A 15,924-nucleotide genomic window follows, 5' to 3' on the forward strand; every position below is an offset into this window, starting at 1 on the left:
TGGCTCACTCCTTGTTCTGCATGTGGTGCGCTAGCCGTTCGACCGGTTCCCAGATGATATCCCGCAGTTTCTCGTTGGCGATCGTGTCGTCCATGGCGCGACGGAAGCAGAGCAGCCATTCATCGCGTTCTTCGGCTCCGATCTCGGCAACGAAATGGCGGCGGCGCAGCATTGGGTGTCCGCGCTTTTCGATGTAAAGAGACGGGCCACCGAGATAGCCGCTGAGATACTCGTAGAGTTTCTCCTCGCTTCCCGAGAGATCCGGCGGATGAATGGCCCGGCATCTGGCGGCCTCCGGGAGCGTATCCATCAGCTCGTAGAACCGACGTGTCAGCGCCTTGACGGTTTCGTCGCCGCCTATAGCCTCATAGAGGGTGATCGTTTCCTGGCTCACGGTCGTCCTTTCGCAACTGACGCGTTTTTGCCCCGACAGCTCTCGCCGCGCAAGCGCGCCGTCATCGCAAGCGGTGCGACAAATGGACGGCCCGCCCGCCTCAGAGAGCGGCGATTTCCTCTTCGATGCGCCCGGCCACTTCGGCCCAGGTCAGAATGCCGTCTCGCCAGTTCTCCTCATGCGGCATGGAAGCGGCCTTTGCCACCTTGCCTTTCCAGTCGGGCTCGCCATGCTGGCCGTAGCAAACCAGATTGGCGCGGCTACCCTCCAGCAGGTCCGGTACCATGATCGGCAGAAGGCAATAGCTGTATTGCTGCAGCTTGAGGCTGGACTGGGCGAGGTAGAGTTCGCGCTCGCTGAGCCGGTAGGGGGCAATCCCGAAATTCGCGAACTTGATGAACGGTATTATGTCCAGGAACGGCTTCTCGCCGTAGACCACCGCGTTCGCCGGCAGATCCTCGGGTATTCCCGCGCCAAAGAAATGGAAGGTCACATCCGGACTGCTCGTCGCCATCGCCACGACCGCTTCGCGATCGAAGAGCATGTTTCCGACGGACACGGCGTTTTTCGTTCCCGCCGCGAAGGGTGAGGTATCGCATGCGTCGAATCCAGCCTTGTCTATGCCCTGCGGGATATAGACGACGCGGCTTTCCGGCGGCAAATGCTCCGCCATTTTCGGGGATGGGACGACTACCCTGTCGAAGCGCGGCGCCACACGTTGTTCCAGGGTCTGCAAGTAGCGAGATGCGCCGACGGTATCGAGTCGATCCCGGTTGAAGTAAAGCGTGCGGGCGCGGGGATTGATGCGGCGGACGGCATCGAAGAAGGCGATCGCGGTGCCGGATTCGATCGCCACGACATCCGCGTCGCGGATCGCTTCCCGGAAGAAGCCCGGCAACAGGTTGCCATAGAGCGGGAAAAATAGGGCGGTCAGCCTGTTGATATGGGCGTTGCCGGAACTGAACGGATGGAGCGGCGGCAGGTAGCAGGCCGAGCGATATCGCGGGCGGCTTTCGACGAAGCGGTTTTTCTGATCGGCCGAGAGTTGCGCGTGCAGTTCCGGCTTCTTCAGGGCGGTGAGGCCGCTGTAGCCGACGCTGATCGTCGAGACATCATGCCCCCGCTCGGCAAGCGCCTCCGATACGAAATGCACGCTGGTCTTGCGTGTCGTCGGCAGAAACGCGTGCGTCGAGAGGAACAGGAATTTCATTGGTTCGTCATGTCTCGGCCGATCCGCGCGCAGGCGTGAGCGTCTGCTTCCATTTCGCACCCAGCATCGCGTCATATTCGTCGGCAACGCAACCCTTGAAGCCGCCACCCGGATAGAGCGTGAGTTCGCCGACATAGATGCGACCGCCGGTCAGGTAAAGATCAACGCGCATGAAGTCGCTTTCGCCGGCCATTTTCTTGACGACCTCAAGCATCTCGGCGAGTTCCGCCGGTTCTGGTAGGTCGTCTGGAAAGGCCTCGTAGTATGGGGCGCTGTACGGCATCTTTTGCCAGTCGGGCGTATAGTTGCATTCAAAGCCGACTCCCTTGCGCCTCAGCCTGATCTCGATGTGCGAGACTTCGCCGGAGAACACAAAGAAGCGGTAGTCGTCGGGCACTTCATCGCCTTCGACCAGCATCTCCTCGATGATGATCTTGGGTTCGAATTCGCCGTAAGCCCATTCGCGGTTGATCTTGTGATGTTTCAGCGACAGCCATTCCTCCCCTGGATCATCGGAGAGAAGGTGTTCGATATCTGCTGGGCCTCGCAGGAAGGCGCCGCGTCCTGACGCGTGGGTCGGTTTGACCACGGCGGGCAAGCGAATTTTCGACCACTCGACGTCCTTCAGGTTCCGGCCGATCCAGAGTGTGGGGATCACGTATCGCTCGCCAGCGCGCTCGGCGATCAGCCGTTTGGCTCCGTATTTGTCGACCATGACGGGGTAAAGCGGGTTTCGGTCGTAAAGTTTACGGACCTGGACCTTCTCGCTGAACAGCGTCGGACGATCGAGATCGGGGAAGCGCCCGGCCATAGAGAAGTATTTCCAACGCAGATATGGGCGGTCCGGCAACCCCGATATCAGGCGCCAGAACAGATGCTGCAGCTTTGTTTTCAGCCAGCTTTCGTGATGCGAGGAAAGGGAAATGTCGGGCATCGGGGATCCTTCGCGAACTATGTCAGTCCGCATCTTTCACGCTAACGTCGCATCATTAAGCCCCGGTTAAGTGTGCACCGCAAAGAAAGAGGCGGCATGCGAAAGGGAAACAGAATATTAAACCCGAAGGACTACGGCTTATGGGTGCGCTGTCCGATGCAGGACGCCGCCGGCGCCACGGAGACGTTTCCCAGCCCATGCAGTCCATGCTGAGCTCATCGCTGATCAATACCGCTGCCGGTCTGCTGTCACTGGTCGCGGGACTTGGGAGCAGCGTGCTCGTGGCGCGACTGCTTGGCGTCGAGGGAGCCGGTCTCGTCGCCTATGCGCTCTGGATCATGTCGCTTGCAACGCTCGTGTCCGGCTTCGGCATGCCGCACACCGTTCTGCGCTTTATCGCGCGCACCGATGGTGGACCTGAAGGTGGCGGCCTGGTTAACGTTCTGACACGCCGTTTCGCGCTTTCGACGGGGATAGTCGGAGCAGCACTCTGCGCCTACGCGATCTGGATCGGCCTTCAGGGAAATGGCGACAGCAGTCTTATGTGGATTGCGACGACCGTGCTGTTCCTGACCTATGGCTACTCGACGATGGCGCTCGCCGCGGCCGAAGGGCTTGGCCGGTTTCGTGAAAGCACTTTCTACGCCGCCGTCGGATCGTTGATCCAACCGTTTTCCGTTCTTGTTGGCGGCCTGTTGCTCGGACCGGCTGGTGCGATTTTCGGCCACGCTCTTCGCCACCTGCCGCAAGCACTGTCATTGCGCCGCTACATGAGCAAGGGACCGGCAGCGCCATCTGTCGTCACACCCGCCATGCGCCGCTACGCCCGCGACAACTGGCTGTCGGGCGGGTTGTCGGCCATCTTGAGTTCTCGCATCGAACTTGCGTTGATCGGCCTGTTCTTCACGCTTTCCGATGTCGGTTTCTACAGTATCGGGATCACGATGAGCGGCATGGTAATCCAGGTCGCGCTCTTTCTGGTCGCGACGCTCGTTCCCTATCTGGGGCATCATTACGATCGTGGCGACAGGGAAGCCCTGACGCGCGTTTTCAATCGCAGCCTGCTTGGCATGACGATCGTGCTTGCGCCTATCAGTTTCGGGGGAGCTGCCATTGCCCCGGTTCTTATCCCGTTCCTGTTCGGGGCGGAGTTTACTCCGTCCATATCCGTTTCGGTTGTTCTCCTGGTTTTCTGCCTGTCGCAGGCACTTGAATATGTTCCGGGACGACTGCTGCTGGCGACGGAGCGCAGCAGCGAGGCGTTGCGGCTGTCGATTGTCAGCGGACTGATATCGGTCATACTGCTGATGCTGGTGGTGCCACGTTATGGCGGTGAGGGCGCGGCCTGGGCGAAGGGAGCAGTGTCGGTCGGCACCATGGTCTTCTACGCCATCTTCTGCAAACGCGTGCTGGGGGTATCGTTCAGGCTCGCGGGTCTCTTCAAGGTCCTTGCGGCGGCGGTGCTCTGCGCTGCGGCTGCGCGCGCCTGCATGTGGTGGTTGCCTGGACCATCCGGCATGTTGCTTGGCATCGTCGCAGGTGCCGTCGTTTACGGCGTCGGCCTTTTGGCCTTGAATGCCATTCCAGCCGAGGACCGCGCAATGATTGCGGATTGGGCTGCTGGTCGAATTCCAAATCGTTTGGCCGGTATCCTGCGTTCCGCCTTGCTGGTTCGGTGACGGTGGCCATGTCGACAGTCAAGACAAACAGCGCCGCGCGGATCGAGGCCCCTGTCACGCAATGGGCTGAAATTCCGATCGCCTTTGCCGGAATGGTGGGCCATTTCGGCCCGGGTGGCGGGCCGGTTGGAATCGTCATCTGCGATCCCTGGGGTTTCGACCAGCTGTGTACGCGCAAGTTTCATCGCGTGCTGGCCGCTTCTATGGCCTCGCGTGGATATCCGACGCTCCGCTTCGATTATCCCGGTGAGGGTGATGCCCCAGCCGTGAAGGGTGGCGCTGATTTGGAAAGCTGGATCGAAGGCGCTGTGTCTGCGGGCCACGAATTGCGTCGCCTTTCGGGTTGCGGCTCCGTGATTTTCTATGGGTTGGGGCTCGGCGGGGCGATTGCCCTGGCTGCGGCCGAGCGCTTCAACGCCACATCCGGCGTCGTACTTGCGGTGCCGGCACTCAATGGTCGCCGGTTTCTCCGCGAGACCGGGCTGCGCGAACGGGTGATTGTCGAAGACCTCGGCATCACCCTCGATTATCCCGAGGGTAGCGTCTCGCTGGCCGGTTTCATCCTGCCGACAGGTGTCGCGGCAGAGCTAAAATCCTTTGGCGTAGAGGGTCGCGGCCTGAAAGCCGGTACGCCACTGCTTTTCCTCAAACGTCCGGAGAACGCCACCGACGAACAGGTCCTTCAGGGGCTGCGCGAGGCCGGACATGCCGTCGATGTGGCTACCTTTCCGGGCTACGGCGAGATGATGAACGGGCTCAATGTGTCGGTGACGCCGCCTGAACCGATCGCAGCTGTCGTTGAATGGATCGCGGCTCGCTGGCCCCTTCCGGACTCTGTCGGGCGGCAGGCGACGCAGGATCTGCCCGCTCCTTCGATAGAGGACGGGAGTTATATCGAGACACCGCTGCTGATTGGAGCAGAGCCCAGGTTGTTCGGTGTGTTGTGCGAGCCACGGGATCTCGAACCGCGCGCGACTGTGGTGTTCGTCAACATGGCCTATACGTACCACATTGGCTGGGGCGGCCTCTGGGTGGATGCCGCGCGGACACTGGCGGCCGATGGCATCCGCTCACTGCGCATCGATCTTTCCAATATCGGCGACAGTCCGGCGCGACCTGGGACACCCGAACAGGTCGTCTATGCCTCTGCCCAACAGCACGATCTCAGGGAGGCGGTAGACGCGCTTCAACGGGAGTATGACGGACCGGTCTATCTGGTCGGGACCTGCAGCGGTGCCTATGCGGCACTGAGTTTCGCGGGCGCCAACAGTGACATTGCCGGTGTGGTTAGCGTAAACCAGTTGAGGCTGATCTGGGACGAAGATGAAGATGTCGAGGAGACGCTTCGGGCCGGAGCAAGGCCTCTGGCCGACTACCAGCGACGTGCGTTCAGCCTTGGGACCTATCGCCGACTGTTGGACGGCGACATCGATGTCCGGCGCGCTATCGGCAATCTTCTTCGCCTCGTTGCCGGCCGTCTTGTCCGCGGACTTGCGCCTTATCTCGGGAGGCTCACAAAGCTCGGACGCTTCCGCACAACGCTATTTGGCATGTTGCGGGACATGAAAGCCCGTGGCGCCCGCGTGACCTTTGTAGGCTGCCGGATCGATGGAAGTCTGGACGAACTCGCCCGCTATTTCGGCGGCGACTTTGCCGGCCTCAAATCATTCGACAATATCGACCTTCAGATCATCGAGGAAACGGACCACATGCTCACACCGCTTTCGGCCCGCCGACAACTGATCGATATCATTCGAAGCGTCGCCCGGGCGGACAGAAGCGCTCGGGATTTCACGCAAACTTAACTGCGCCCGCGCTAGGGTCTGGGTGCGGCGGTCTTCCCGCGCCGGGGTATGGCGCGGGTCGTTTTCATTTTCAGGGACCAAAAGGCAGCTGTGTTTCCATGGCAATCTACCTCATCAACATGGACCGCGACACGGACCGGCTGGAGCACATGACGCAACAGCTCGACGGGCTGGCGTTCGAGCGGCTGCCGGCTTTCGACGGTCGCCGATTGACCGACGAGGAGCTTGCCGTGATCCGCGCCGAGCGGCCGGGAGCAAGCTGGTCGCGCGGCCAGGTCGGCTGCTTCTTCAGCCACATCGAAGCATGGGCAAAGATTGCCGCCGGCGACGACCCGTACGGCGTTGTGCTCGAGGACGACCTGCATCTGTCCGGGGACTTTGGAAGATTTGCGGCGCTCTACACGATGGCCGGATTTCCGACTGATGCGGACATCGTCAGACTGGAGTCCACCACCAACTCGGTGCTGCTAGGACCATCCACGCTCGACGCGGACGGTCGCTCGCTGCGACGCATCCGGTCGTCCACCTGGTGCACTGGCGCCTATCTGCTGTCGAAATCGGCGGCGGCAAAGCTCCTGGCCCTCGACAAGAGCACGCACACAGTCGCCGACTATTTTCTGTTCTGCTACGAAGCGTCGCCCGTGCCGGAACTCCTCAACATCTATCAGTTGACGCCTGCGGTGGCGATACAGGACAAATTCGCCAACCCTGAGACCACGACGTTTACGACCACCATCGACACCGGTCCCGGTGATGTGGAGCGGCTCACACCCTCTGTCCTGCTGCGCAAGATCATGCGCTTCCTGCGCGGCTACCGCCGCGTCACAGCGCGGTGATCGTTTCGCTTAAAGGCCTGCGCGTCAGACGGGAGGATGCAAGAAGGCCGGCATCGGTGCGTTCTCCCCCGCATTGGTGAGGAACAGGCGCGCCGTGTCGAGCGCCTCGCGGATCGTCACGTCCATGTCGAGATACCGATAGGTTCCCAGGCGCCCGACGAATGTAATGCCGTCTTCCCGCTCGGCGCGGGCGACATAGGCGGCCAACTGTTCCTTCTCCTTCACCAGCCGGATCGGGTAATAGGGGATGTCGTCGAGACCGCACTCGCGTGAGAATTCGCGGTAGCAGACGGAGCCCTTGTGCTCCTCCCATGGAGAGAAGTGCTTGTGCTCGGTGATGCGGGTGTAGGGGACGGAGACGTCGCCATAGTTCATCACCGCGCAGCCCTGATAGTCGCCGTCATAGGTGAAGCGTTCGAAGTCGAGCGTGCGATAGCCGAGTTGGCCGAGTTCATAGCCGAAATAGCCGTCGAGGGGGCCTGAATAGAAGACATGGCCGTATTCACTCACCTGGTCCCGGCCGAATCGCGTGCCGAGGTGAACGGTGATGCGCGGATGATCGAGGATTCCGGCGACCATCTCGGTGTAGCCATTTTCCGGCATGCCCTGGAACTTGTGGAAGAAATAGTTGTCGTCGTAGTTGAAGCGGACCGGCAGGCGCTTCAGGATCGAGGCCGGCAGGTCTTTGGGCGAGCAGCCCCACTGCTTCTGCGTATAGCCTTTCAGAAAGGCCTCGTAGAGATCGTTGCCGACGAAGCGAAGCGCCTGCTCCTCGAAGGTCTGCGGGTCCTCGATCGTCGTATCCGCTTGCGTTTCGATGAAGGCGCGCGCCTCGTCCGGGCGAAGCGTCTTGCCGAAGAACTGGTTGATGGTGTGCAGGTTGATCGGCAGGGAATAGACCTGACCGCCGCTCGTCGTCTTCACGCGGTTCTTGTAGGGCAGAAAGGCCTGGAAGCGGTTGACGTAGTTCCAGACCTCCGCGTCATCGGTATGAAAGATGTGCGGTCCGTAGACATGGACCATCACCCCCGTCTCCGGATCGCGCTCGGTATGGCAGTTGCCCGCGATGTGGTCGCGACTGTCGAAAATCTCGACCTCGTAACCGGCTTCCGCAAGCTCCCGGCCGATCACGGCGCCGGAAAGGCCGGCGCCGACGGCGGCTATCTTCCTGTATGACATCGTGCCCCCACGTCCTGTCGCGTCGTAATCCCGGGTCTCAGGCCTTCGGCTCGGTCCAGAGGCGTCTGTCGCGCATCAGGGGTTCGTATTCGTTCCACTTCACCAGCTTGTCGAGATAGCGCTGGCGGTAGGTCGTGTCATCCTCGAACTCGACGTTTTCGGCGAGGATCTCGCGCCCGACCTCGTAGTAGACGTCGAGGTTCCGCAGGTCCGGAACCGGTGTCTCGCCACGCTCGCATTCGCCCTGCATGTCCCAGTAGATCTCCTCGAGCCGCTTGGCGAGGCCCGGCATGTCGCGGAGCACGCTCGCTTCGCGCTGGTCGGCGATCGCCTGGCGGATTTTCGTCAGGCTTTCCGGATTGCGCGCGAAGCCGATGGCGCGCTCGACATACTCCTCGGGGGACGAGCAGATCAATTCCGGCGCGCCGGCGGCGTTGACGATGCTGGCGCAGAAGCGGGACGCAAAGCTCTTGCCCGGCATGGTGAGCACCGGCAGGCCCGAGGTGATCGCATCGGCGGCCGTCGAGTGAGCGCCGTAGGGGAAGGTGTCGAGAAACAGGTCGGCAACGCCGATGCGGGCGAGGTGCAGCGGGTTCGGCGTCTTCTTGGCGAAAACCAGTCGCTCGGGCTCGACACCGGCGTCACCGGCGAGCTTGCGCAGGCGCTGGTTGACGTCCTCGTCACCGACCAGCAGCCACAGAATGCTGCCCGGCGTCGCCTTCAGGATTTCCATCCACCGGGCGAAGGTCTTCTCGGTGATCTTCTGCATGCCGTTGAAGCAGGCGTAGACGAAGGCGTCTTCCGGCAGGCCGACATCCTTGCGAGACGGACGCGGCGCGATCGGGCGCTTCCGGTCGAGCGGCTGGTCGCAGGCAATGCGGAAAACCTTCTCGGTGTAGTAGATCTCGTTTTCCGGCGGCACGATGGTGTCGTCGGTGATCATGTACTGGTGGAACGGCGTCGCCATGGTGCCCGGATATCCGCAGAAATTGACGATGACCGGTGCCGGACGATAGGCGAAGATCTTCGTGCGGGCATGTTTGGTATAGCCGTTGACGTCGACGAGCACGTCGATCTCGTCGGAGACGATCAGGCGTGCGGCATCCACGTCGCTCATCGCTGTGATGTCGCGCCAGGTGTGAACCGCGGCCTTGATGCGGTTCTGCGTGGAATCAGCCGGACGGTTCTCGCCGGAATAATAGGCGAATACCTCGACATTGCCGGAGTCGTGCAGTTCGAAGACCTCACAGAGCGCGAAACCGACGGCGTGTTCGCGGAGGTCCGACGAGACATAGCCGACGCGCAATCGCTGTCCGGTGCCGGTCTTGTGACGGACGGGCTTGCGCTGGACGGCGGAAAGGTCCGGGCGGCCGACGAGGTGTTTGTAGTAGCGATAGGCCTTGGCGAGCTGGAAGATCGGGTCGTCGGCATAGTTTGCGAGCGTCAGCGGTGACATCGCGTCGATCAGCTGGCGGATCGAGACGTGTTCTGACGAGACGAGGGCCGGCCACTTGCACTGGCGCTGGCGCAGCGCTGTCCAGTGCTGCCCGGCCTCGGTACGGTCCGGCTGCAGTTCGATCGCCTGCCAGAGTGCGTTTTCGGCTTCCTCGAGGATCGCGGCACCTTCCAGCACACGACCGATGTGCTGCAGGCTCATGTGCTTGTGTGACAGGCGGTCCGGCGTCACGTCGGCTGTCAGCTGCACGTATTGGCGCCATTGCTCGATCGCCTTGGCTGCCTGGCCTGCATCCTCAAGCGCTCGGCCGAGATTGATGTGGCCAGGGCCGAACAGCGGGTTTTGCTTGATCGCCGTGCGCAGCGCCTGAATGGCGCCCGCCGTGTCGCCGGACTGGCTCAGCGCGACCGAATAGTTGAACAGCGCCACATGGGCGAGGGGATTGCCGTCGTTGAAGGCGATCCAGTTCTTGAAGAATTCCATGGCCTGCGGGCGATGTCCGCCGGCGTTGAGTGTTTCGGTAATCTGGAAGAGTTCGATGAGCGACATCTGCCCGTTACGTGCCCGATCAAGAAGATTGGGAAGCGGCGATACTTGATCTGGAGCAGGAACATTGGTGTTCATCGACATTAATCCCGAAGCAGGCGGCCTGACGGCTCTGGTTGAATCACACGCAGGAGCGTTGAACCTGCTTAGGCGCGCTAGCTTGCGTTGGACTTGCCGAAAGCATTTGTGGCCGGCGACTAAAATTTGCGGGCTGAACGAAAAAAGCCGAGACAATACATAGGGGTGAAGTGCTGAGCCGCCGCCGTGGCCGATTTTTTACTCGCTCCAGCAGTCACGCCTGACTGTTTAACCAAAAAAAGTCATGCCTTGCTTGAGCTGAAAACTCTACCCCGTATTGCAGTCTCTGCTTAATTGGGCCCGGAAGGACGCCGAAATTTCCTATAAGCTGTTGATTTTTAATATTTATGCTCGGCAACCAGGTGTTGGGCGCGTTGTTCCGATAATGGACAGATATTTTTGCCGAAGACTGCACTTTAGGCTTCGGTTAACCCAAAATTAGCGAGTGACGAACTAACTCTTCCTCGAGTTTCCATCTCTGCACGAATCTTTCAGGTGCGCTCAGGGTGGGAGCCGACAGTGTCTCTCCATCGGGGCGGACACTTCTATTCAGGCGGGGGGCAGGGCGCGGTAGCGTCCTGAGCATGATGCCCTTACCAACCTGCCGGCTCGGTCGAGCCATGTTCCGTGAAAATTGATTTTTGTCCGTAAGGACGCCCGAAGTGTGGATGCCCGTGGGGTGCCAGGCGACGGGGGCAAGGATGCCGAAGGGCGCAGGATGCGTTCGAGGTTGCGACGGAGGACGTCAGTCCGACCGCGCGGCCGTGGCAGCGAGACGAACACTTTAATTTGGCCAACTGATAGGGCGCGTCCATGACCTCGATCATCTCCTCTCTGACCGTGAACCAGATCCGGTCGCTTTCCACGAACACGATCGCATCGCTCACGAGTGACGACATCGCAGCGCTCCGCACCGACCAGGTGAAGGTGCTCTCCTCCACGCAGATCGCAGCGTTGCAGACCGACGATCTCGTTGCGTTCGACTCTGACCAGCTGGCTGCCATCTCCGCCACTGGTATCAAGGGACTGACGCTTGCGCAGCTCGATGCGCTCGACACCACCCACATCCAGAGCCTCGGCACAGCACAGCTCGCGGCCCTGAGCTCGACCCAGTTCGCGCAGCTCGATTCCGACCAGATCGCGGCTCTCACCACCACCCAGGTCGCCTCGCTCGGCTCCGCCGCCATCGCAGCGCTCAGCTCCGACGAAATCGCGACCTTCTCCTCGGATGAAATCGCGCTCCTCAACCCGAAGGCGCTTGCAGGCATCTCGACCGCCAACTTCGTCACCCTGACCACCGACCAGCTCGACGGCCTCTCCACCGGCCAGCTCGCGGCGCTCAAGACCGACCATATCGCCGTCCTGACCACCGACCAGATGGGCGCTCTTTCCACGGCGCATATCGCCGTTCTCAGCGCCGCCCAGATCGGTGCTCTCTCGACCGACAATATCGCGGTTCTGACGACCGACCAGATCGGCCAGCTCGGCACCAAGGCGATTGCGGCTCTCTCGACTGCCCAGATCGCCGCCATGGACTCCGACCAGGTCGCAGCCCTGAGCTCGACGCAGATCGCTGCGCTCGGCTCCGATGACATCGCCGCGATGACGTCAGATGAAATCGGCACATTCACAACCGACGAAATCGCCGCCATCAGCGCAAAGGCTATCGCCGGCATCTCGACCGACGTTCTGGCTAATCTTTCCACCGACAACATCGCCGCGCTGACCACGGCCCAGGTTGCCGCTCTCAGCACCGGTCAGATCGATGCTCTCACGACCGATCAGTTCGCAGTTCTCGGCACCGACAAGGTCGCCGTTCTCAGCGCCACGCAGATCGCCGCCGTTGGCGCCAACGCTCTCGTCGACACGCTGACCACCGGCCAGGTCGCAGCCCTGAGCACAAAGGCCGTGAAGGGTCTGACGACCGACCAGCTTGCTGCGGCCACCACCGATAGCATTGCTGCGCTTACATCGACGCAGATCGCCGCTCTGAGCTCCGACCAGGTCGGTGCGCTGGATCCGACCACCATCGCAACCTTCAGCACTGACGAAATTGCGGCGATCAGCTCGAAGGCAATATCGAGCGTATCCCGCTACGCGTTTGGAGCTGAGTTCTCCTCCGCTCAGATTGAAGCCCTGACGACGGCCCAGGTGTCCTCTCTCAGTGACATTCAGCTGCAGGATCTCTTCGCAGTTGGTAACGGAGCTGCACTTACCACAACACAGGCTGCAGCACTGACCGCGTCACAAATCGGCAATTTCGGCGCGTCTTACTTGGCTGGCGGCTTCTCAACCGATCAACTCGCGGCTCTCAACCTGAAGGCAACGGCTGCGCTGACTAGCGACCAGCTCTTCTTGCTGAGCACGGATCAGGTCGACGCTCTGTCGACCGCGCAACTCGCCACACTCAGCTCCACGGCAATCAGTGGTTTGACATCGGATGGCGTCGCCACGCTGTCGTCAGCTGACATCCAGGCGATCAGCGCCAAGGCGATCCAGGGTCTCGACATCACCGAGCTCTCCACCGACCAGGTTGCGGCTCTGACCACGGCCCAGATTGTCGGTCTTTCGACAACCCAGATCGCGGGTCTCTCAACGGATCAGACTGCTGCCCTGACGACCGGCCAGGCCGCTGCCCTGACCGCAACCCAGATCGGCACCCTCTCCACCGACAACTTCGCCGAACTCGGTACCGACCGGATCGCGGCGTTGAGCTCGAAGGCGATCGCCGCCCTTTCGACGGCCCAGATCGATGCCATGAGCTCGGATCAGGCCCAGGCGTTGACCACGGCTCAGGTCAAGTCGATGACTTCGGACCAGCTTGCCGCACTGACCACCGACGACATCGTCACCTTCTCGACCGACGATATCGCCGCCATCAGCGCAAAGGCTCTCGCCGGCCTTTCGACAGACAATGTCGCAGTCCTGACGACCGATCAGGTTGGCGTTCTCACCACGCAGCAGATCGCCGCGCTCAGCACCGATCAGGTCGCGGCTCTCACGACCGACCAGGCTGGCGCGCTGACGACCGGTCAGATCGGTGCCTTCACATCGGCTGGCCTCTCCGCCATGTCGACCGACGTTCTTGCCCTCTTTGACGCCGGCGACATCGCCGCCATCAACGTCAAGGCTCTGGCCGGCATGTCGACAGGCAACTTCGCATCGCTGTCCGACACCCAGGTCGCCGCTCTGACGACCGGTCAGGTCGCCGCGCTGAAGAGCGACCAGATCGCCGTCCTTAGCTCGGACGATCTTCTGGCCCTCACCACGGACAAGATCGCGGTCCTGTCGGCAACCCAGATCGCCGGGATCGACACGACCAACATCGCCCTGCTCGATACCGATCAGGTCGCTGCGCTCGCCACAAAAACGGTTGCCGGCCTCAGCACTGCTCAGGTCGATGCCATGACCTCGGAACAACTGGAGGCGCTGTCCTCCGGCCAGGTCGCGGCCCTCGGAACCGCCGCAATCGGCGCGCTCACCACCGACGACATCGTCACCTTCTCGACCGACGATATCGCCGCCATCAGCGCCAAGGCCCTGCAGTCGCTCTCGACCGACAACGTCGCCGTCCTGACGACCGACCAGGTTGTCGTGCTGACGACAACCCAGGTCGCCGCACTGACCTCCGATCAGATCACCGCCATGACCACGGACCAGATCGGCGTTCTGACCACCGGCCAGATCGGTGCGCTCAGCTCCGCTGCCTTCGGCGCAATGGGAACCGACGACCTCGCGACCTTCGACAGCGCCGATATCGCTGCGATCAACGTCAAGGCGCTGGCCGGCTTCTCGACCGGCAGCATCGCAGCGCTCAGCACAGACCAGGTTGCCGCCCTGACGCTGCTCCAGGTTGCCGCGCTCAAGTCTGACCAGATTTCCGCCCTCACCACCGATCAGATCGGTGCCATGACGTCTGGCCAGATCGGTGCTCTGAGCGCCACGCAGGTTGCCTCGCTGTCGACCGACAACGTGGCACTTCTGTCCTCCGACCAGATCGGCGCTCTTGGTTCGACCCAGATTGCCGCGCTGACCACCGGCCAGATCAACGCCCTGACCACCGACCAGTTCGACATGCTCGACACGGCCCAGATCGGTGCGCTGAGCTCGACGGCTCTCGGCCAGCTCGGCACGGACGATCTCGCCACCTTCGACGCGACCGACATCGCGGCGATCAGCACGAAGGCGCTGGCCGGCCTGTCGACCACCAACGTCGCCGCGCTCTCGACCGATCAGGTTGCGGCGATCACCACCGGCCAGCTCAGCGGTCTCAGCTCGACGCAGGTCGCAGCCCTCACCACCGACCAGATCGGTGCGGTGTCCACGGCCCAGATCGGCGCAATGCGGGCAACGCAGCTTCAGGCGCTGTCGACCGACAACGTCGCGCTGCTTGACACTGCCCAGCTCGGTGCCCTGACAACGACGCTGTTCGCAGCCCTGACGTCCGATCAGGTCGGCGCACTGACATCCGACCAGGTTGCCCTGCTGACAACCGCCCAGATCGGCGTGCTCTCGGCTGCCGGCCTCGCCGCGATGTCGACGGACGACCTCGCCACCTTCGACTCGGCGGACGTCCAGGCGATCAGCGTCAAGGCGCTGCAGGGCCTCTCGACCACCTTCCTCGCCGGCATGGGAACCGACCAGGTTGCCGCCTTCTCGACGGCACAGGTCGCAGCCCTCAGCTCCGGTCAGGTTGCCGGCCTGACGACCGATCAGGTTGCCAACCTGACGACCGGCCAGGTGGCGGCGATCTCCGCTGCTCAGATCGGCGCCATGGGCACGGATCTGGTTGGCGCACTGACGACGGACCAGGTGGCCGTTCTCAGCTCGAAGGCGATCGGTGGCCTGACCACGACGCAGATCGACGCGATGTCCACCGACCAGATCGAGGCGCTGACCTCGGCTCAGGTCGCGGTTCTGAGCGCCGCGTCCATCTCGGCGATGTCGTCGGAAGATATCAATCTCTTCGCGACCGACGAGATTGCAGCGATCAGCACCAAGGCGATGGCCGGTCTGTCGAGCGACGACATCATCAACCTGGAAAGCGATCTGCTGCTGGCCCTCACGACCTCGCAGGTCGAAGCCCTCAGCGGCGACCAGGTCGACGCCATCATCGCGGCCTACAACGCGCTCTGATGACATCCGGCGCGGCAGTCGCCGCGCCGTACAACACGATCAGGCGGCGGTCCGGAAACGGGCCGCCGTTTTTTCCGTTGAAGGGAATGCGGCGGGACTCAGCTGGCGCGCTGTCAGGTAGGGAAGGGTGGTCTCACCGCGGAGCGAGGACACCGGTGGCAAGCGCACGCTGGATTCCGCGCACATCGGTTCCCTTCTTCAGGGTTCTCTGAATCGGCTCATTCGACCCGGACACCCACACCTTCAGTTCGGAGTCCAGATCGAAGGTGCCGGCCGTTTCCACTGAAAAACGCGTGACGGCACGGTAAGGGATGGAGAGGTAGTCCACCTTGCTCCCAGTCATCCCCTGGATGTCGACGAGGATCAACCGCCATTGCGTGAAGACGAAAAAGTCGCGAATGACCTTGTAGGCGAGCTCCGCCCGTTCTCCGTCGATCAGCACGCCATCAAGGCGTTTTGCCAGATCGGCCGGATCAACGCTGCTTCCGTGGCCGAGCAGTCCGTCGAACAATCCCATGATAACTCTCCTCGTGTGCGACACGGGCAGGGTTAACGCGGATATGCGGATTTTTTGTCCGACCTGAGAGATAGGTGACGTTTTGTACCGAAGACATGGGTAACACTTTTTGCCTTTTGGCGGGAGGTGTTGATGCCGTGGAGAGAGATTTCGG

Annotated in this window: 10 protein-coding genes; 4 read left to right on the plus strand and 6 right to left on the minus strand. The window is 61.9% G+C overall.

Translation table 11 applies throughout. The annotated features are described in order from the left end of the window. Positions 1-4: 4 nt before the first annotated feature. The 3 genes from J5J10_RS04000 to J5J10_RS04010 all read right to left on the minus strand — a co-directional run bounded on the left by J5J10_RS04000 (position 5) and on the right by J5J10_RS04010 (position 2,538). Positions 5-394, minus strand: coding sequence for a group II truncated hemoglobin (locus J5J10_RS04000; RefSeq protein WP_211928926.1), 390 nt, complete (start codon positions 392-394; stop codon positions 5-7). Positions 395-494: 100 nt separating this feature from the next. Next, positions 495-1,604 (minus strand): glycosyltransferase, encoded by a 1,110-nt coding sequence (locus J5J10_RS04005; RefSeq protein ID WP_211928927.1) that lies wholly within the window; start codon positions 1,602-1,604, stop codon positions 495-497. A gap of 7 nt (positions 1,605-1,611) precedes the next feature. Continuing rightward, complete coding sequence (locus tag J5J10_RS04010) at positions 1,612-2,538, minus strand: ATP-grasp fold amidoligase family protein (protein ID WP_249116671.1); 927 nt, start codon at positions 2,536-2,538, stop codon at positions 1,612-1,614. Positions 2,539-2,735: 197 nt separating this feature from the next. Here J5J10_RS04010 and J5J10_RS04015 point away from each other — a divergent pair, with 197 nt between their 5' ends. From J5J10_RS04015 to J5J10_RS04025, 3 genes are all read left to right on the plus strand, one after another. Further along, a complete protein-coding gene (locus J5J10_RS04015) occupies positions 2,736-4,217 on the plus strand; it encodes an oligosaccharide flippase family protein (protein WP_211928928.1) in 1,482 nt (493 codons plus the stop codon). Positions 4,218-4,225: 8 nt separating this feature from the next. Further along, complete coding sequence (locus tag J5J10_RS04020) at positions 4,226-6,022, plus strand: alpha/beta hydrolase (protein ID WP_211928929.1); 1,797 nt, start codon at positions 4,226-4,228, stop codon at positions 6,020-6,022. A gap of 98 nt (positions 6,023-6,120) precedes the next feature. Next, positions 6,121-6,858 carry a glycosyltransferase family 25 protein gene (locus tag J5J10_RS04025; RefSeq protein WP_211928930.1) on the plus strand — a complete coding sequence of 246 codons (738 nt, stop codon included), beginning with the start codon at positions 6,121-6,123 and terminating at the stop codon, positions 6,856-6,858. A 24-nt stretch (positions 6,859-6,882) separates the two neighbouring features. Here J5J10_RS04025 and J5J10_RS04030 read toward each other — a convergent pair whose 3' ends face one another. Then, positions 6,883-8,037, minus strand: a complete 1,155-nt coding sequence (locus J5J10_RS04030; RefSeq protein WP_211928931.1) for a UDP-galactopyranose mutase — start codon at positions 8,035-8,037, stop codon at positions 6,883-6,885. Positions 8,038-8,074: 37 nt separating this feature from the next. Next, positions 8,075-10,123 carry a glycosyl transferase gene (locus J5J10_RS04035; protein ID WP_211928932.1) on the minus strand — a complete coding sequence of 683 codons (2,049 nt, stop codon included), beginning with the start codon at positions 10,121-10,123 and terminating at the stop codon, positions 8,075-8,077. 807 nt (positions 10,124-10,930) lie between these two features. Between J5J10_RS04035 and J5J10_RS04040 the strand changes: the two genes are divergently transcribed. Next, the gene (locus J5J10_RS04040) at positions 10,931-15,253 is read left to right on the plus strand and encodes a hypothetical protein (protein ID WP_211928933.1); all 4,323 of its coding nucleotides are present in this window, start codon (positions 10,931-10,933) and stop codon (positions 15,251-15,253) included. Positions 15,254-15,386: 133 nt separating this feature from the next. On the opposite strand, the gene J5J10_RS04045 is transcribed toward J5J10_RS04040, so the two are convergent. Continuing rightward, the gene (locus tag J5J10_RS04045) at positions 15,387-15,770 is read right to left on the minus strand and encodes a PH domain-containing protein (protein WP_211928934.1); all 384 of its coding nucleotides are present in this window, start codon (positions 15,768-15,770) and stop codon (positions 15,387-15,389) included. Positions 15,771-15,924: the final 154 nt, after the last annotated feature.

The organism is Ciceribacter sp. L1K23 (assembly GCF_018122705.1).
Taxonomy (GTDB): Bacteria; Pseudomonadota; Alphaproteobacteria; order Rhizobiales; family Rhizobiaceae; genus Allorhizobium.